The sequence below is a fragment of the Streptomyces sp. NPDC046379 genome, from assembly GCF_055587785.1.
Map to the genome: position 1 here is coordinate 114,938 of NZ_JBVJFP010000005.1, position 17,424 is coordinate 132,361.

Annotated in this window: 16 protein-coding genes and 1 pseudogene; 1 reads left to right on the top strand and 16 read right to left on the bottom strand. The window is 72.8% G+C overall.

Annotated features, from left to right (window positions below; genetic code table 11):
- Positions 1–39: 39 nt before the first annotated feature.
- The 6 genes and pseudogenes from ACZ6KF_RS11375 to ACZ6KF_RS11400 all read right to left on the bottom strand — a co-directional run bounded on the left by ACZ6KF_RS11375 (position 40) and on the right by ACZ6KF_RS11400 (position 8,536).
- Complete coding sequence (locus ACZ6KF_RS11375; RefSeq protein WP_469238210.1) at positions 40–1,371, bottom strand: SGNH/GDSL hydrolase family protein; 1,332 nt, start codon at positions 1,369–1,371, stop codon at positions 40–42.
- Positions 1,368–4,529, bottom strand: a complete 3,162-nt coding sequence (locus tag ACZ6KF_RS11380) for a glycosyl hydrolase 115 family protein (protein WP_469238431.1) — start codon at positions 4,527–4,529, stop codon at positions 1,368–1,370. The genes ACZ6KF_RS11375 and ACZ6KF_RS11380 overlap by 4 nt, the downstream gene beginning before the upstream one ends.
- 360 nt (positions 4,530–4,889) lie before the next feature.
- Positions 4,890–6,119 carry a right-handed parallel beta-helix repeat-containing protein gene (locus tag ACZ6KF_RS11385; protein ID WP_469238212.1) on the bottom strand — a complete coding sequence of 410 codons (1,230 nt, stop codon included), beginning with the start codon at positions 6,117–6,119 and terminating at the stop codon, positions 4,890–4,892.
- Positions 6,120–6,420: 301 nt separating this feature from the next.
- On the bottom strand, positions 6,421–7,488 hold the full coding sequence (locus tag ACZ6KF_RS11390) for a DUF2332 domain-containing protein (RefSeq protein WP_469238214.1): 1,068 nt from the start codon (positions 7,486–7,488) through the stop codon (positions 6,421–6,423).
- A gap of 325 nt (positions 7,489–7,813) precedes the next feature.
- A pseudogene (locus tag ACZ6KF_RS11395) lies at positions 7,814–8,050 on the bottom strand (hypothetical protein); the annotation flags it as partial.
- A gap of 45 nt (positions 8,051–8,095) precedes the next feature.
- Positions 8,096–8,536 (bottom strand): DUF7144 family membrane protein, encoded by a 441-nt coding sequence (locus tag ACZ6KF_RS11400; RefSeq protein ID WP_469238217.1) that lies wholly within the window; start codon positions 8,534–8,536, stop codon positions 8,096–8,098.
- Positions 8,537–8,882: 346 nt separating this feature from the next.
- Here ACZ6KF_RS11400 and ACZ6KF_RS11405 point away from each other — a divergent pair, with 346 nt between their 5' ends.
- A complete protein-coding gene (locus tag ACZ6KF_RS11405) occupies positions 8,883–9,392 on the top strand; it encodes a potassium channel family protein (protein WP_469238218.1) in 510 nt (169 codons plus the stop codon).
- 89 nt (positions 9,393–9,481) lie between these two features.
- Here the strand turns inward: ACZ6KF_RS11405 and ACZ6KF_RS11410 are convergent, their stop codons facing one another.
- The 10 genes from ACZ6KF_RS11410 to ACZ6KF_RS11455 form a co-directional block, all read right to left on the bottom strand.
- A complete protein-coding gene (locus ACZ6KF_RS11410) occupies positions 9,482–9,736 on the bottom strand; it encodes a hypothetical protein (RefSeq protein ID WP_469238220.1) in 255 nt (84 codons plus the stop codon).
- Positions 9,737–9,970: 234 nt separating this feature from the next.
- Positions 9,971–11,545 (bottom strand): AMP-binding protein, encoded by a 1,575-nt coding sequence (locus ACZ6KF_RS11415; protein WP_469238222.1) that lies wholly within the window; start codon positions 11,543–11,545, stop codon positions 9,971–9,973.
- Positions 11,542–11,952, bottom strand: a complete 411-nt coding sequence (locus ACZ6KF_RS11420) for an acyl-CoA thioesterase (RefSeq protein ID WP_469238224.1) — start codon at positions 11,950–11,952, stop codon at positions 11,542–11,544. The genes ACZ6KF_RS11415 and ACZ6KF_RS11420 overlap by 4 nt, the downstream gene beginning before the upstream one ends.
- Positions 11,953–11,972: 20 nt before the next feature.
- A complete protein-coding gene (locus tag ACZ6KF_RS11425) occupies positions 11,973–12,428 on the bottom strand; it encodes a holo-ACP synthase (protein ID WP_469238226.1) in 456 nt (151 codons plus the stop codon).
- Complete coding sequence (locus ACZ6KF_RS11430; RefSeq protein WP_469238256.1) at positions 12,364–13,335, bottom strand: ferritin-like domain-containing protein; 972 nt, start codon at positions 13,333–13,335, stop codon at positions 12,364–12,366. Before ACZ6KF_RS11430 ends, ACZ6KF_RS11425 begins: the two co-directional genes overlap by 65 nt.
- A 42-nt stretch (positions 13,336–13,377) precedes the next feature.
- Positions 13,378–13,638: a hypothetical protein gene (locus ACZ6KF_RS11435; RefSeq protein ID WP_469238271.1), complete on the bottom strand. Its 261-nt coding sequence runs from the start codon at positions 13,636–13,638 to the stop codon at positions 13,378–13,380.
- 47 nt (positions 13,639–13,685) lie between these two features.
- On the bottom strand, positions 13,686–14,288 hold the full coding sequence (locus tag ACZ6KF_RS11440) for a TIGR03086 family metal-binding protein (RefSeq protein WP_356633757.1): 603 nt from the start codon (positions 14,286–14,288) through the stop codon (positions 13,686–13,688).
- Between the two features lie 131 nt (positions 14,289–14,419).
- Positions 14,420–15,754, bottom strand: coding sequence for an aminotransferase-like domain-containing protein (locus ACZ6KF_RS11445; RefSeq protein WP_469238273.1), 1,335 nt, complete (start codon positions 15,752–15,754; stop codon positions 14,420–14,422).
- 3 nt (positions 15,755–15,757) lie between these two features.
- Entirely contained in the window at positions 15,758–16,708 is a 951-nt protein-coding gene (locus tag ACZ6KF_RS11450) for an alpha/beta hydrolase (RefSeq protein ID WP_469238275.1), read from the bottom strand.
- Entirely contained in the window at positions 16,698–17,396 is a 699-nt protein-coding gene (locus ACZ6KF_RS11455) for a TetR/AcrR family transcriptional regulator (RefSeq protein WP_469238277.1), read from the bottom strand. Before ACZ6KF_RS11455 ends, ACZ6KF_RS11450 begins: the two co-directional genes overlap by 11 nt.
- Positions 17,397–17,424: the final 28 nt, after the last annotated feature.

Consider the following 17,424-nt stretch of genomic DNA (forward strand, 5'->3'; position numbering starts at 1 on the left):
CGCTGTGGTGGCCGCCGGGCGGGGACGCACTCGGTGCGGTCAGAGGCCGGAGACGGCCGCGGGCCGGCGGAACAGGCCGAGCGGGACGGCCTCGGCCAGGGCGCGGTAGCCGGCGGGGTTCAGATGCAGGTGGTCGCCGGTGTCGTAGGCGGGCAGCAGGCGCCGGGGCGCCCGTGGATCGCGGACGGCCTCGTCGAAGTCGATCACGGCGTCGAACACACCGCCGGTGCGGATCCACCGGTTGACGGCCTGACGCGCGGACTCGTGGCCCCCGGCCGGGTCGTCGTAGCCGTTGCCGCCGAAGGGGGTCAGGGTGGCCCCGTAGACGGCGATGCCCTGGGCGTGGGCCCGGACCACGATCTGCCGGTAGGCCTCGGTGAGCTCGGCCGTGATCCGCCGTGCGGACTCCTCGGACGTGCCGGCCGTGCCGATGTCGTTGACGCCGTGGAAGACGACGAGCCGGTCCGCGCCGCTCTTGGACAGGACGTCGCGGTCCAGCCGGGCCAGGGCGTTGGGGCCGAGGCCGTCGCGCAGGACCCGGTTGCCGCCGGCGGCCTCGTTGACGACCGCGACGAAATCGTCGCCCGCACCCGACCGGAGACGTTCGAAGAGCTGGTCGGGCCAGCGGTCGTTGCCGTTGGTCGTGGAGCCGCGGCCGTCGGTGAGCGAGTCGCCAAGAACGACCGTCGTGGAGGTCCGCCGCCCCGCCCGCACCTCGACGCCGCTGAGGAAGTACCAGTGGTCGACCGCCGTGGCCCCCGGCAGCTCGCCGGCGGTGAGGTGGTCGCCGGCCAGCAGGTACGACGTCGTGCGCGACCCGGGGTGCGAGGTGATGCCCGTGGACGCCTGACCCTCGGCGAGGTGGAGCGTCACGGTCAGGTTCTCTCCCGGCCGGACGGCGAAGTCCAGCGGATCGGTGACCGCCTGGGCGCCCTTGGGGACGTCGATGCCCGGTCGCCCGCCGAACGTGACCGGGCGGGCGCTGCCGGGCACGACGGCGCTGACGCCGGCCCTCCCGTCGGCGGGACGGGCCACGGACACGCCCGTGATCGGCAGGTTCGTGCCCCCGAACGCGTTGGAGAACCGCAGCCGCAGACGCCGGCCGCCGACCGACACGCGCACCGTCTGGCGCAGTGTGGTGTCCGCGAGGGCGCGGCCGGTCCCGGTGAAGGGCGCGGGCGGCATGTTGTGCGGCTCGGTCAGCTGGGGCGTGGCCGACCAGGTGTGCACCCAGTGGGCGCCGGCGGCCGGCGCCGTCGCGTCACCGGACGGACGGCTCCGGGGCGCCGCGACCGCCGAGGGCGTGACGGCGCCGGTGACGGCCGCGGCCAGTGCGGAGGCCGTTCCGGCCAGCAGGGACGCACGTCTCATGACAGCCACCGGCTCTCCTGCGGGCCGAGGTAGCTGTACTTCAGGCCGCCGGTGTCGATCACGATCTTGTGCAGGACCACGGTGGGGTCCACCATCCAGAACTTCAGGACGTGGTGCCCGGCCGTGTCGACGTGGTGGACGGTCCGGGTCCGGTTGACGTTGTCCGCGGTGTTGCGGCCCCACCCGGTGTTCATGGTGAGGTCGCTGGCGCCGGTGGCGGCGACGACGTCCACGGTCTGCGGCGCCGCGTCGTCGAGGGAGACGGCGTAGTGCAGTCCGGAGCGGCCGGGCAGGGCCGGGTTGCGCGGCGAGACGTACGCCCAGACGGTGACGGGGCCCGTGGTGAAGAGGCTGATGTCGTACTCGAGCCGGGGGCCCCGGCCGGGGGAGCGGCGGGCGGCGGTGACGGGGAAGGGTTCCATGCCGTCGCCGGTGCGGGTGATGCCGGGGACGCGCTGCCAGGACACGCCGCCGGCGCCGACGGAGCGGGAGAAGTGCGCTGCCTCGACGGATACATGGCCACCCGCTTCGACGAACCCCTTGAGCCGGGAGCGCGCAGCGGCCGGACGCTCGATGACGGCCTGGACGGTGACCTCGGTCCCCTCCGACCCGGTGACCCTCACCGGGACGCGGCGGACGCCGCGGGGCGCCCGGTCCCAGTCCACCTTCAGGACGACCCGCTGCTGCAGGTCCACCGTGCCGCCGGGGCGGTCGGCGGTCAGCCACGGCACGCCCGTGTCGACGCGGTAGGTGAACGGGGCGGTCCCGCGGTTGAACACCTCGATGTACTGGGCGGGTTGCGTCTGGTAGGGGCTGAACGCGGGCAGCACCGCCTCGCCCGGCTCGTGCGGCCACCACTTGTCGGAGCCGTCCACGGCGACGCCCATCTCCGCCGCGGCGGGAAGAGCGATCCGCTTGACGGCGGGGTAGATCCGATCGGGCCGCGGCGGCTCCTGCCAGGCGGCGTCGGCCCCGTAGCGGGCCTTGTCGCCGTAGCCGATGTGGGTCTGCGTCTGGAAGCCCTTCCATTTGCCCCCGGCGACCTCGTTGTTGAAACGGTCGGCGAGCGCGAAGTCGTCGGCCAGCCGGGCCTCGGCGGCGTCGGCCAGGTCGTTGGTCGCGGCCCGGCCCTGGGCGGCGTAGAGGAGATTGGTGAACTGGGCCTGCCGCAGCAGATACAGGTTCGCGGTGGCCCGCACCGCGTAACCGACCAGCTCGAACCACGCGTCCTGTTCGCTCGCGGGCAACTCGGCGGCGATCCGGTCGGCCCGGCCGGCCAGGTCCTGCCACTCGCGGGTGACGCGGTCCATCTCCCGGTAGTCGGTCAGGCTGAACGGCGAGGCCTGGTCGTCGGTGACGATCGTGGACGGGTTCGCGGGGTCGCCCAGGGTCTGGCGGCGGTTGAGCAGTTCCGGCTTGCGGCGCGCCTGCAGGTGCTCGTACGTCCTGAGCACCTTCGCGATCTCGTCGGCGAACCGGCCGTCGAAGTTCTGCCGCGCGAACCGCAGATCCCACTCCGGCAGCCGGTCCAGGGTCCAGCGGTCGGGCGACCAGGCGTAGTCGAGGAAGAACTGGGTGGGCCGCTCGTTGCCCTTGACGTCACCGGAGTTGGTGACCCACAGGCCGTGGCTGCCGTAGGCGTACGTCTGGTGGAGCTGGTCCCAGATGTTGGGCAGGGAGTTGGTGTCGACCCACTTGTAGTTGCGGCTGGCCCCCACGTAGTCGAAGTGGTAGTAGAGGCCGTACCCTCCGCTGCGTCCGTCCTCGGCGGCGCCGGGGAGCTTGCGGACGTTGCCCCAGTTGTCGTCGGTGAAGACGACGGTGACGTCGTCGGGGGCGCGCAGCCCTTCGTCCCAGTACCGCTGCACTTCCTTGTACATGGTCCACACCTGCGGAACGGTCGTGACGTCCTTGCCGGTGACCTCGGCGAGGATCTTCCGCTGGGCGGCGATGATCCGTTCCATCAGCTCGATGCCGTCGCCGTCGCTCAGCGCCGTGTCGCCGTTGCCGCGCATCCCGAGGGTCACCACGCCCTCGAAGTCCTCGTCCACCATGCGCCGGATGCCGTCGCGCCAGTACGCCTTGACCGCCTCGGCGTTGTACCGGAACGACCACTCGCCGGTGCCGCCGTAGGGATCGCGCCCGGGAGTGACGACGACACCGTCCTTGTCGCGCACGGCGGGCACGGCGTGCCGGTTCCACTCCTCGATGCCGCGCATCATCGGCGCCTCGTGGGAGGTGCCCATCACGACGCCGTACGCCTTCGCGGTGGCGTGGTTGTCCGGGTCGTCCTCGGCGAAGGCACGGCCCCACACCGCCGGCCACAGGTAGTTGCCCTTCAGCCGCAGCAGCAGCTCGAAGATCTTCGCGTAGAACGCGGCGTTGAACCCGCCCGGATGCCCGGGCGCCTTGCCCTCGCCGAAGGTCGCCGGCGCCCAGGTCCCCAGGGCCGGGTTCTCGTCGTTGATGAAGAAGCCGCGGTACTTCACCGCCGGAGTGCCCTGGGTGTGCCGGCCGGGCCGGACGTACAGCGCGTCCCGGTGCACGGGCCGGACGTCGGCCCAGTAGTACCAGGGGGAGACGCCGATGCCCCGGGACACGTCGTAGGCGCCGAAGACGGTGCCGCGCTGGTCGCTGCCCGCGATCACGAACGCGCGCTCGACTCCAGGCAACGGCTTGTCCACCACGGTCTGCAGGGACGTCTCCCACTTGCCCTCGATACCGCTGACGTCGAGTTTCCCGGCGGCCACGAGCCGGTCGATCAGCGGGCTGCGGCCGATCGTCCCGACGATCGTGATCTCCCGCGCCGCCGGCGCCTCACCCCGGACGACCGCCGGCCGGACCCCGGTCACCCGCTCGATGTCGTCCCGCAGGTCGCCCACCACGCGCACGACGCCGGGCCAGTCGTCGTCGCTGACCACCAACGGCACCGCGCGGCCCGCCCGCACCAACGCCAACCCGCCCGGGACGGGAGTGAAGGAGATGTACGCGCCGGAATCAGTGGGACGCGCGGACCGCTCCACGACGCTCCCTTCGGCGGCGAGCGCCTCGCCGGAGGGGTCCAGCACCGAGCCGAGCGGGCCGGCGAGCGCGGCCGTGCCGACGGCCCAGCCGAGAACCGACCGCCGGCTCGGCGGCTGACTGCCGTTGTCGTCCATACGGGCATGCATAAGACATCCTCGCGTTCGAAAGTTTCCACTGATGGAGCGCATGGTGCGGAGGGGTTGACGGGTTCCCCTCCTCGAATGTGGTCACATATGTGGATAGGGCGCATGTGTGCGAACCTCTCGGGGGAATCTAGGGGTGCATTTCCAGCATGGTCAAGGTGTGTGCAGCGCAACGGTGTTGACGGATGCCTCCGCACATCGTCGAACGCGCTGCGAAACTTTCGACATGGGATCGGATGTCGAACCTCGCATCACAGGTCAACGCACGACGAGGCCCAGGGGCGCTTGCCCCGGGGCCTCGATCGGATATCTGTCGGCGCGCTTCCCGGTGTCCTCGGACGTGTCTGCCGCTCAGAACCGCGCGCCGACGTCCGCGCCGTTGCTCGGGCGCAGGAAGGTGGAGGACGGGATGGCGCCCGTCGCCGTCCTGGGGCCGGTGATGGTGCTCGGGTTGGTGCTGGTGAACGACCAGCTGCCGCCGAGGTTCCAGGAGTTGCCGCTGCCCGTGGAAGCCGGGCCGAGCGAGGCGTTGGCGCCGTTGGCCACCGCCAGGTTCTTCGTCAGCGTGCTGGAGGAGCGGCTGAAGTCGAACCCGGCCTTCGGGTGGTCCCACGCCGTGCAGTGGTCGATGGTCATCCTGCCCGGGTTGTCGTTGTCGACGAAGCCGCCCGCGGAGTTGTCCCACGCCATGCTGTTGCGCACGGTGTGGCCCGCCGCCACGCCGTTGCCGCCCATCTTGAAGCCGTTGCCGTCGCCCTGATAGTCGGGCAGGTTCCACCGGTTGTAGCCGTTGCCCCACGCGAGGGTGTTCTCGACGAGGATCGGCGAGTCGGCGAACATCCAGAAGTCCAGACCGTCGTCCGCGTTGTTCCACAGGCGGGCTCCGCGCAGCACGTTGCCGGCGCCGGAACCCTCCTTGATGGCCAGGCCGTCGGCGCTCTCGCCGTTCTTGCGCGGATCGCGGTTGCCGTGACTGTCCAGGTTGAGGATCTGGTTGTGGCTCGAGGCGCCCTGGAGGTGGAAACCGGACTCGTAGTTGTCCCGGGTGACGAGCCGGTCGAACACGTTGTGGCCGGTGTCCAGGCCGAACACGCCGTAGGGGCCGTGGACGATCTCCAGACCGATCAGCCGCCAGTGCTCCCCCTCGATGTGGACCGCGCCGCGCTCCGCCCGGGGAATGCTGGATCCCACGGCCCCCGGCGTGTACGGCATGTTCTCGCCGTCGACGACCACGCGCTCGCCGTTGTAGTTGCGCAGGGTGATGGGTTGGCTCGCCGTGCCGCTCTTGAGCAGTTTGATGTTGGCGCTCGGTGCGTACGTACCGCCCCGGACCTGGATCGTGGTGCCGGCCTGCGCCAGGTCCACCGCGCGCTGGATGGTCCTCAACGGGGCGGCGAGCGTCCCCGGGTTGCTGTCGTTCCCGTCGCCCGCCACGTACAACTCGCCCGCCAGGGCCCGGGCGCCGGTCTGTGCCGCAGGGTCCCCGGGGACGCCGTGCGCGCCCACGGCCGAGGACAGGACGAGCAGCCCGGCCAGGACGCCGGCGAGGCCGGTGGACAGGGTGGGGGGTGCCAGGCGCATGGTCGTCTCCAGGATGCCAGGGTGCAGAGCGCACGCGGAAAATGCGGGGGAGCGGGCCTTGTGACGGATCGTTGGAAATCGCTTTCTGCGTGAAGCTAGGGTGGCTGCCCTGGGTGCGTCAATAGACCTGTACGTGATTTACGTTCATGTATGCGAACTCGGAAGGGTGACGGCACGTCCTTGGCGTGAGGGAGGGGACGACTTCACGAGCCCTGTGGACGCATGACTTCCGGCCGGGGTCCGCCGGGCGGCGCGCCGCCAACGCCCGGAACGCCGACCGTGCCGCCCTGCACGACGGAGCCTAGGAGTCCGACAGCCACGCCAGCATGCGGCCCCGTGACCAGCAGCGGCCCAGGGCCTCACCGCGCGGGGCCGAACCGTCGAGCACCGTCAGGCCGATGATGCTGTGCCCGGAAGCGGGGCGGTCGCCGAGGGTCGGTACCGTCGGCGCGACGCCGACCCCCTCCACCGACACCCACGCCACCGAGCGGCCGGCCGCGGCTTCGGCGAGGCGGTCCAGGAAGAGCCGGCGGTCCTCTGCCGGGATGCGCGACAGTGCCCAGGTCGTGGTGACGACGGGCAGGGCGTGCGCCGGCACACGGGCCACGGCCTCGGGCGTCATCTCCACGACGTCGCCGCGCAGCAGCGACGCCGGGGCCGTCGCCGCCAGCGCCATCTCCGCTTCGAGCCGCGCGGCACGCTCCGGCCGGCCCGGCCAGACGCAGGCGCGCAGCCATCGGACGTCGTCCGCGTCGGTCACGTCGACCGGGTCGGCGTCGACGCCCACGCGGGCGGCGACCTCGGGCATCGCCGTCGCCGGAACGGGCCGGTCTCCCACGAGCGACGCCGGCATGTGCACGGGGGACGAAGGGTCGCCCAGCGACCGTCCGTCGCCGTAGGTGATGCGCACGCGGTCGACGTTCAGATTGAGCGCGGCCGAACAGCCCACGTCGATCAGCCCGATCGCGTCCGCACCCACCCGGCGTGCCGCCTCGGCCACGGCCGGGTACAGCACCGCGCAGCGGCCGGTCTCGTCGGGCCGCGTCCGCCGGCGCCGCACGGCGACGGCCACGACCGAGTCGGCCTGGCGCAGCAGCGTGTCGATCGCCGCGTCGGCGGCGGCGTCACCGTCTTCGGCCGCATAGGCCGCGGCGAGCGCCGGGGCGCGTCCGGCGAGGGCGAGGTCGTGCAGCGCGGCGAGGATCAGCGCGGGCTGCCGCCTGCGTCCGGGCGCCGTCCCGATCGCCTGCAGCGCCTCGGCGGACTCGCTCAGCGCGACGGCGACGCGCTCGTACAGCGGCGAGATCCCGGCGGCGTCGACCTCGCCGAAGCGTCGGTACGCGTGCGCGAGCGTGCGGGCCGTGCCCACGGGTGCGCCTCCTGCGGTCGGCTGTGCCGGCCCGGCGATTGTAGCCGGGGAGGGCGGAGCCGACCGCGGCTGGGACGGCCGGCGGACGGCTCTCTGCACCGACGGCGCGGTCCCGGGCGGCTCTCTCTCGATCGACCTTCAGGCGAGGGCCGACCGGCGGCGGACCGGCCGCACCCGGACCGGTCACTGGGCGCCGCTCCAAGAGCCGCCCGACGCCGCCTCGACGGCGAGGGAACTCGTCGACGGCCTGGAACGGGGGGGTGAGGCAGCGGGTGATGAGCACGGCGGTGCCGGCCGGGTAGGGCTGACGCGTGGTGACGTCCGTGCCGTCGACGGTGATCGCGAAGTGGCCGCCGCGGTCGTGGTCCGGCAGGGCCGCGAAGAGGCTCGGGGAGTCGAAGCGGGGTGCGCAGATCCACTCGACCCCTCGGAGGAGACGAGGGCCGCGGTCTGGAGGTCGCCGACCATGCCGTGGTCGGCGATGGGCGGACAGCGGCGCATGGCAATCCCTTCCGGGCCCGGCCGCGTCGGCAGGCGGCCCTGCGGCCATCTGCACGGCCATGCGCGCGGCCGTGGGCCGACGCGGTGGGCCGGTGCCGCCGGAGCCTCAACGCACCGTCGGCTCGGAGCGGTACGTGGCCAGCGCCCAGATGACGAAGACGTCGATGGCCATCATGACCACCGACCACACCGGCGCGTACGGCAGGAAGAGGAACTGCGCGATCAGGCTGAGCGACGCGAGAGCGATGCCCGCCGCCCGTGCCCACGCCGCGCTGGAGAGGATGCCGCCGCCGACGAGCGCCACGATGACGCCGAGGATCAGCAGGATCCAGCCCCAGCCGGTGAGGTTGATCTCGTAGACGTAGCTGCCGATCCGGGCGTAGACGTCGTCCTCGGCGATGGCGGCGATGCCCTGGAAGACGGCCAGGACGCCGTTGAGGAACAGCAGGACGCCCGCGAAGGTGGCGCCGCCCGCGGCCCAGGAACCGCCGGTGGCCGCCGGTCCGTGGCTGCCCGTCGGCGGTCCGGTGCGTGGCTGTGTCGTCATGGGGGACACTCCGTTCTCGGGGGCGGACCGTGCCGTTCCGGCCGTCCGCACCGGTCACCTTCGACCCTCGGGCTCGCGCGGCGATGCGGCCACGAGGGCTACGCCGTCCGAGTGAAGTGTCAGGAGGGCGTCCGGAGCCGTCGGTGTCGAGGACGGGGAAGCGGGGGGTCTCGGCGTGCGACGGGCGGGCGGTGGCTCTTCACTGAGGTGGCAGCGATCGCAGAGCAGGCGGAGGCGGCATGGCGGGACGGGTGGGCCACGGCGCGGTGTCCGGCGCCGTGCGCCGATGGGCCCCGTCTGCCGAGGCCGGAACCGGGCCGCGGTGCTGACGAGGGGATGGTCCACCATGTCCGGTGCCGGCCGGGCGGCCACTGCGCCGCTCCTGGTGGCCGCGGCGGCCACGGGCTACTTCCTGCTCCCCCTCGACCGGCTGGGCCATGGCCGTCCGGTGCTGAGCTGGACGCTGTTCTGCGGGGCGCTGGCGGTCATCGCCGCGCTGATCGTGCGGCAGATCCGTGACGTCCTGCTCGACAGGCCCGGCACCCGCTCCGGACTCGTCATCGCCGTCCTGCTGTCCCTGTCGGTGCTGGTCTTCGCCGCCGGGTACTTCGTCCTCGCCCGCCGCCCGGGCGCGTTCACGGGTCTGGAGACACGTGTGGACGCCCTGTACTTCACCCTGGTGACGCTGGCGACCATCGGCTACGGCGACATCACCCCGCGCGGGCAGGCGGCGCGTGGGACGGTCGTCGTGCAGATCCTGTACAGCTTCGTCTTCCTCACCGCCGCGGCGACCGCGCTGAGCCGCCGGGTGTGGCGGCTGACGCAGGCCCGGCTGAGCGGCCGCACGCGTCATTGACCTCCGCCGGCCGCGCCGGCGCCCCGCGGTGCACTGCGGCGCGGACCCCCGGACGACCGCTGCCCCCGAGCCCGCCCGGACGGCGTACGTCACCAGGTCTCCGACTTCGTCGACGACAGGGACGGCCGCGTCGCGCCGCCGCGCAGCTTCAGTGCCAGAAGCGGGAGCAGGAGGACGGAGAGCATCGCCGCGCCGACCAGCGCGGCGGCCTCGTCGGTGCCGAGGACCCCCTGCTCGACGCCGATGGTCGTGATCGCCGCGACGAGCGGCACGCAGGTGGAGGAGAAGAGGGCGAGCGCGGGCCGGCCGCGGGGTCCGGGCCCGTGCGGCGCCGGTACCCACACGGGCCCGCCCCGCCGTGGAACCAGGCCGGCGGGAACTGCGCGGCGATCGGTCTGCCCGCCACCGTGGCGCCGGCCGGTTCGCGGTCCGGCAACGGCAAGGGCTGGGGTGTCTCGTTCATCGCGGCCGACCGTACGGCGCCCCCGTGGATCGCCTCGGGCGATCCCCGCCGGCCCCGGACCCGGGCCGGGGTGACTGTCCGTCCCGGGCCCGAGCGGCTCGAAGAACGTACGGGGTCACGTTTCCGCCGACCGCCGAGTCGACTGCCCGGGTGCGCCGGCCCGTTGGAGTTCCTCCAGCCGGGCCGCCATGTACGTGCGCGCGGGTTTGCCGCTCGCCGTGCGGACGACGGCGCTGTGCGGCACCTGCAGGACGGTCTCCGGGGCCACGGTGAAGTCCGCGGTGATGCGGGCCGCGAGGCGGTCGGCGTCGATGTGCCGGCCGCGCTCCGCCACCACCACGACGGCGAACGACGCGCCGTGGGGCAGGACGACGCACTCCGCGACGCCCGGCTCGGCCGCCGCGACCTGTTCCACGTCCTCGGCGAAGACGTTCGCGCCGTTGACCGATACCCGGTCGGAGCGCCGGCCGTCGACGTGGAGCAGGCCCGCGTCCAGGTGGCCCAGGTCGCCGGTGTCGAACCAGGTCGTGCGGTGGTCGGTGGCGCCGTCGTAGCCGTTGAACAGGGAGTCCCCGCGCAGCTGTACGCGGCCCGTCTCGGCCTCGGCGCAGTCGCGCCCCGCCTCGTCCACGACGCGCAGGCCGAGGCCGGGCACCGGGGTGCCGAGGCAAGCGGTGGCGACCGCGCCCCGGGTGCGGAAGGCGCTGCCGGGGTCCGTGAGGCGGTGGTGGGTGGCCATCAGGACCGCTTCCGCGAGGCCGTAGCAGAACACCAGCGCCGACGGGTCGAAGCCCCAAGGAGTGGTGGCGTCGAGGAACGTGCGCACCGATTCCCGGCGGATGGGCTCCGCCCCGCAGAAGACGGTGCTCCAGGTCCGGAACAGGCCCGGGTCGAGTTCCCCCCGCGCCGCCGCCTCCGCGATCCGCGCCGCCAGGTACCGCAGCATGAAGTCGGGAAGGGCGCTGTGCACGCACGGTGCGTCCCGCACCAGGCGCAGGGCCGCCAGAGGTCTGCGCAGGAACGCCCCCGGCTCCTCCAGGACCAGATCGGCGCCCTGTACGAGCGCGGTCAGTACGCCGATCAGGCCCATGTCGTGGTGGAGCGGCAGCGCGATGATGCCGGCGTGGCCCGGCCGCATGCCGGAGACGCCGCTGATCGCCCCGATGTTGGCGAGGACCGCGCGGTGGCTGAGCGGGATGGGGCGGGGCATGCCGGTGGAGCCGCTCGTGTACTGGACGAACGCGAGGTCCTCCGGATGCCCCGGCGCCGGGCCGGACGGCGTCGACAGGACCGGTTCCAGGGTGAGTTCGCGCAGGCCGGGACCGGAGATGCGGAAGGCGTGACGTGTGCCCTGCTGCCGGGACACCGCGGCGAGGTACTGCTCGACCACCGCTCCGGGCACGCGGGGCTTGACCGACACCGGGACCGCGCCCAGGTGCATCAGCCCCAGCAGCGCCAGGAGGCTCTCGCGGGTGCTGCCGATGCGGAGCATCACCCGGTCGCGGGGGCGTACGCCCTGCTCGGCGAAGCCGCCGGCCGCCGCCGCGACCTGCTCGGCGAACTCGGGATACGTGAGGGTCTCCCGCCGGGCGGAGGTGCCGAAGGTGACGGTCGCGCCCGTGCGGTGGGCCTGGGCGGCGAGCCGCCCGGGGAGGGTGTCCGCGGCCGTGTCCACGGTGTGCGCCGTCACGCCGTGCTCCCGGAGCCGCCGCCGTCGAACATCGAGTCCAGGTCGACGCGGTGGACGCGCTTGGTGAGCCGGTCGACGAGGCCGAGGCGGACCCTGCCCCTGGCCGCCTTGGTGCCGTCGGGGAGTTCGACGTCCTGGGCGAGGGTGAAGCTGTAGGCCGTCCGGTCCGCGAGGGAGGTGCGCACGACCAGGCGGCCGACCGGGTCCCAGTCGACCGCGTGCAGGTAGTCCAGTTGGAGCTGGAGCACCACGGCGACCACGGTGTCCTCGCGCGCGTCGACGCCGTGGGCGAGCCCCCACTCCCAGCGGCCGGTTTCCAGGAGTTGGGGGTACACGCTGTTGTTCAGGTGCCCGGCCCAGTCGAAGTCGTTGGGGCGTAGGGCGACTTCGCAAGTGTGTTCCAGCACCGGCGGTGGTGTGGCGGTGGTCATGAAGGGTTGCCTCCGCTCGTCGTCCCGATCGTCGTCGTTCCGCTCGTCGTCCCGTGCGCGGTCGCAGCCTGCGCCGTCGTCGCGTGGGGCTCGGCCAGGAGGACGACCACCGCGCCGGCCATGCCGCCGCTGTGGCTGATCGACAGCTCCGCCGCGATGTTCCGTTCCCGGCACCAGCGGCCGACGTCCCCGTGCAGCCGGAGCCGGGGCTGCCCGGCGGGGCCGTGGCCGACCTCGATCTCCGGGAAGGAGCACGCAGGCGCCCCGCCCATGGAGCTGAGCGCCTTGATGAAGGCCTCCTTGGCCGACAGCAGCCCCGTCAGGGACGCGTCCGGGTCGGGACGCGAGCGGCAGTGCGCCCGTTCCCCGGCGGTGAACACCGCACCGCTATCCCGCAAGTGCGGCCGGCGCGCCAGCTCCGCGACGCACTGCAGATCGAATCCGGTCGACATCGTTCGTGCGGAGGCTGGCGAAGTAGGCACGCTTCAGGTCCTCGTAGGATCGGGTCTCGATGCCGGTGACTTCCCGCACCAGGGCGAACACGCTGCTCAGCTTGCGCGAGTGCACCGACCCCTCGTGCAGCGCGTCCTCGCCGAGGGCGAACTCGTCCTCGGTCCGGATCCGCTCCCACCAGTTGACGAAGCCCTGGCGCTCGGTCTGGGCCTCGCGCGCCGAGCCGAACGTCTCGCCGCCGTCGGGGCGGATCCAGGTGTACGCCATCGACAGGACGTCCTTGACGGGGTAGACCCCGGACTCCACCAGGGCCTTGGCGAAGGAGGCGAAGTACTGCCGGTGCTGCACCTCGTCCTTCATGATCGTGTGGAAGACGTCGTGCACCAGCTCGTCCTCGCTGGTGCGCGCCGCGTGCTGGTACGACACGCAGGCCTCGATCTCCACGCACGCCTGGAGGATGCAGACGCGGGCGTAGTTGTCGGTGGGGAAGGCCCCGCGGTGCTCGACGACCTCCTCCGTGTCGATGGCGTCGATGCCCGCCATCTCCATCAGGCGCCCGAAGGCGACCTCGTGGTGGGCCTCCTCCTCCAGCCAGTAGCGGGCCGACCAGGCGGCGGCGATGTGCAGGACGTCACTGCCCAGCGGGTTGGACTCGCGGATCTCGTTGGCCAGTTTGACGCCGTCCACGGCGAGCCGGATGCCGGCCGGCTGGGTGGTCAGCTCGGCGCGGGCGGCGTGCCACAGGGCGGCTTTGTCGCTCTCGCCCGGACGCGTCAGGCGGCGGCCGTCGAACAGCTCGTCGGACGACCAGCGGCGCTGCTCGTGGTAGCTCTGCTGGACGCGCAGCACGTCGGTGATGGTGGCCCCGGAGCGGAGCTCCTTGACGATGTCGGTCATGATCAGCATGTGTCTCGCCTTCCGGCCGGGAGGGGCGGGGGAGTCGTCCGTTCAGGAGGAGCTGGGCGCGAGCTGCCTGGCGAGGGCCTGGAGGACGTCCTCCGCGGTGTGGTCGAGGGTCATCGTCGGCAGTTCGACGTCCTCGTCGAAGCCGGTGTCCGCGAGCGCGCCCGCGAACGCGTCCAGCAGGTCGATGGAGTTGATCGCGCTCGGCGAGGCGACGAGGACCGCCGACAGCGGCTGCCCGGCGAACACCTCCGCCTGCGTCAGACCGAGACGCCGTGCGACATGCTGCTTGAGGTCGGTGAGCAAGGTGTCTCCCTGTGCGTGTCGGGCTGGAGGGTGTGTCCGGGCCGCGGCTACTGGACCGTCGCCGCTGACCATTCCGGCGACCGGCCGAGCGACGTGAGGACGAGGTCGAGCGAGCTCGCGCCGGGCGTCGTGGGAAGGGCGGGACGGAAGAGGGGGTCGGGCACCAGCCGGCGTTCGTCGTCCGGCACGCGCAGGGCGAACGCGACGGCGGCGTCGGCGACTTCCTCGTCGAGGTCCAGGGGCAGGCCGAGGGTGCGGGCCACGTCCCAGCCGTGGACGACGTAGTCCAGGAAGTGGAACCCGATCGCGACCGAGGCGGGGAACCGCCGGGCGGTGCTGATCTCCGGGAGGGCGAACTCCCGGGTGAGCACGCCGTGCTGGGCGAAGGCGTCGATGGCGGTCCAGGCCGCGGCCCGGTACGTCGTCGACGGGTCCTCGCCGAGCGCGGCCGGATGCCAGGCGGTCGGGTCGTCGCCGCTCCCGGCCGCGGCCGCCGCGAACCCGTGGTGCTGGCCCGCCATGTGGGACACGAGCTGGTGGAGCGTCCAGCCGGTGCACGGAGTCGGCAGGTCCCAGTCCCCGGGGCCGGCCTGCTGCACGAGGCGTACGGTCTCCAGCACAGCCGTCCGGTCGAGCTTCCGGATATCCATGCGGGCCCTTTCGCGAGTGATGGTCCGAGCCGGGACATTAGCACGACCGTGCGTTTAGTTTTAAGGGTGTGGCTCGAAAAGAAGGGCCCGGCCGCTGTCGGCGGCCGGGCCCTCGGTCGTCGATCGCCAGGTCAGAGGCGTTCGGCCGGCTCCGCCGCCCGGGACTCGATGAAGTCGGCCAGCCGCCGCACGCCCTCCACGATCTGATCGGCGGTCAGCGCGCTGCAGGACAGCCGCAGACGCCGCTCACCGCCGCCGTCCGGGTAGAAGTCGCTCATCGGCGTCCACAGCACACCGAAGGCGCGGGCGGAGTCCTCCAGGGCCTTGGCGTCGGCGACGAACGGGACGTCGACGACGAGGAAGAAGCCTCCCGTGGGCTCGTTCCAGCTCAGGCCCAGCTCACGGCGCCGCTCCGGCGGGAAGTGACGCTCCAGCTCGCCCAGCAGGGTGGCCAGGTTGGTGGCGTAGTGGGCGATGGCCCCGGCGTTGGCCTCGCGCAGCCGGCAGTCGCACTCCACGAGCAGTCCGCCGATGACGGCCTGGGCGACGGCCGAGGTGTTGACCGTCGTCATGCTCTTGATCTTGGAGAGCTCGTCGGCGAGCAGCGAACGCCGTCCGGCCGGGCCGACGACCTCCTGGTCGGCGACGACGTAGCCGACGCGCGCGCCGGGCAGCGCGGTCTTGGCGAACGAGCCCAGGTGCAGCACCCGTCGCTCGCGGTCCAGCGACTTCAGCGTGGGGCGTGCGGAGCCGGACCGGACGAAGAACCCGTAGGGATCGTCCTCCAGGACGAGCAGATCCTCCTCCGCCGCGACCTCCAGCAGCCGCTGCCGCGCGGCGACGCTCATGCTGGTGCCCGACGGGTTGGCGAAGTCCGGGACCACGTACAGCGCGCGCGGCCGCCTGCCCGCCCGGCGCAGCCCGCGCGCGGCGGCCAGGAAGGCCTCGGGGTCGGGGCCGTCGGCGCCCTCCGGCACCGGGTGGGTCGCGATGTCGAGCAGCCGGGCGGCGCCGGTGATGCCGACGTAGCAGGGGGAGCTGACCAGGAGCGTGTCCTCGGGGCCGGCGAACAGCGCCCGCAGGGTGAGCAGCATGGCTTCCTGGCAGCCGGTCGTCACGACGATCGACTCCGGCGGCACGTGGATCTGCTCGTCGTTGGCCAGGGTGCGGGCGATCAGCTCGTGGATGATGCCGTTGGTGCGCCCGTACTGGAAGAGGTGGGTGCGGACCCGGTCCTTCGACCAGCCGCGCGCGTGTTCCAGGTGGTCGGTGTACGAGCGCAGGTGGCGGGCGAGGTCGTCGGTCTCGAACGCGCCCTCGGACGGCCTGCCGGGCGCGAAGGACAGGGCTTCGGGGAAGCGGGCGACGACCTCGTTGAGGAAGTTCATCGCGTCGAGCACCGGGTCGGTGAGCGAGGCGTGCAGGTCCTGGAGGGCGAGCGCCGGGATGGCGGTGGTGTCCGTCACGGCTCAGCCCTTCGTGGCGGCGTCGGCGAAGGCGGTGCGCAGGTGGGCGGCGGCCTGCTCCACGGCCCGGCGGGCCGCGTCCAGCGTGCCGGACATGGTGAAGAAGCCGTGCGCCATGCCCGGGTAGCGGGTCGACTCGGCGGGCACCCCGCTCTCCCGCAGCCGCCGGGCGTAGCTCTCGCCCTCGTCGCGCAGCGGGTCGTACTCGGCGGTGATCACCAGCGCGGGCGGCAGCCCGGAGTGGTCGGGGGCGCGCAGCGGGGAGGCGAGGGGGTGGGCGCCGTCCTCGGGGGCGGCGAGGTAGTTGTCCCAGTACCAGTGCACCGACTTGTCGTTGAAGAGCAGCGGGTCGGTGTTCTCCCGCCGTGACGGGGTGTCCGCCAGGTAGTCGGTGTTCGGGTAGACGAGCAGCTGGGTCAGGATGCCGGGGCCGCCCGCGTCACGGGCCATGAGCGTCACGGCCGCGGCGAGGTTGCCGCCGGCGCTGTCGCCGGCGACGGCCAGCCGGCTCGTGTCCCCGCCGAACTCCGCGGCGTGCTCGGCGGCCCACCGGACGCCCGCGAAGCAGTCCTCGGGAGCGGCGGGGAACTTGTGCTCGGGCGCCAGGCGGTAGCCGACGGCGACGGTGAGACAGCCGACGGAGTTGGCGAGGCTGCGGCAGAGCGCGTCGCCGGTGTCCAGGGAGCCCAGGGTCCAGCCGCCGCCGAAGAAGTAGACGAGCACGGGCAACGGCCCCTGGCCAGCCGGACGGTAGACGCGCACCGGCAGCGGGCCGCCGGGGCCGTCGACGGTGAGGTCCAGCACCTGGTCCACCGGCTCGGGCGTGCCGGCCCCGGCCTGGATGGCGGCGAGGTCGGCGGCTCTCGCCTCCTCCAGCGTCATCGTGTACAGCGGGCGCACGCCCTGCGCCGCGCGACGGTCGTACAGGGTCTGCAACTGCGGATCAAATGGCATGGTGCCTCCGGTCCGGGCCCGCGAGCACTGTGGTCACGGGCGGTTCAAGGGTGTCGGGCAGCAGCGACGGGTCGGTCGCGGCGTCGCGCAGCCGGCTGATGATGCCGTCGGCGGCCCTGCGGTAGCAGGTGAAGTTTCCGTGCAGTACGGATTCGGCGTTGGCCATTTCCAGGAGGGCGACGAGCTCGAAGGCGAGCTGGGCCGAGTCCGTGGCCGGGCGGATCTCGCCCGCCTCCTTGGCCTCGTCGATGGTCTGCTCGACGAGGGTGAACCAGTTGCCGTGCGCGCTCGCCACGGCGTCGTGCACCTTGCCCTGGCGGGCGTCGTACTCCGCCGAGACCGAGTAGAAGAAGCATCCGCCGGGGAAGACGCGCTGTTCCGAGTAGAGGAGCCAGTTGCCGCACAGGCACCGCAGCCGGCCGAGGCCGGCGGGCAGGTCGCGGGTCGGCTGCACGACGCGCTCGATGAAGACCTTGACGGCGGCGCGCACGGTGGCGAGTTGCAGCTCCTCCTTCGACCCGAACAGGGCGAACACCCCGCTCTTGCTGAGGGAGAGCTCGCCCGCGAGGCGGCCGAGCGACAGGCCTTCGAGGCCCTCCACCGACGCGATCCTGACGGCTTTGTGGAGGATCGCCCGCCGGGTCTGGTTGCCGCGTTCGATCCGTCCGTCCGTGCCTGTCCCTGCCAAGGGACACCTCCTAGTCACCTCCCGTCGA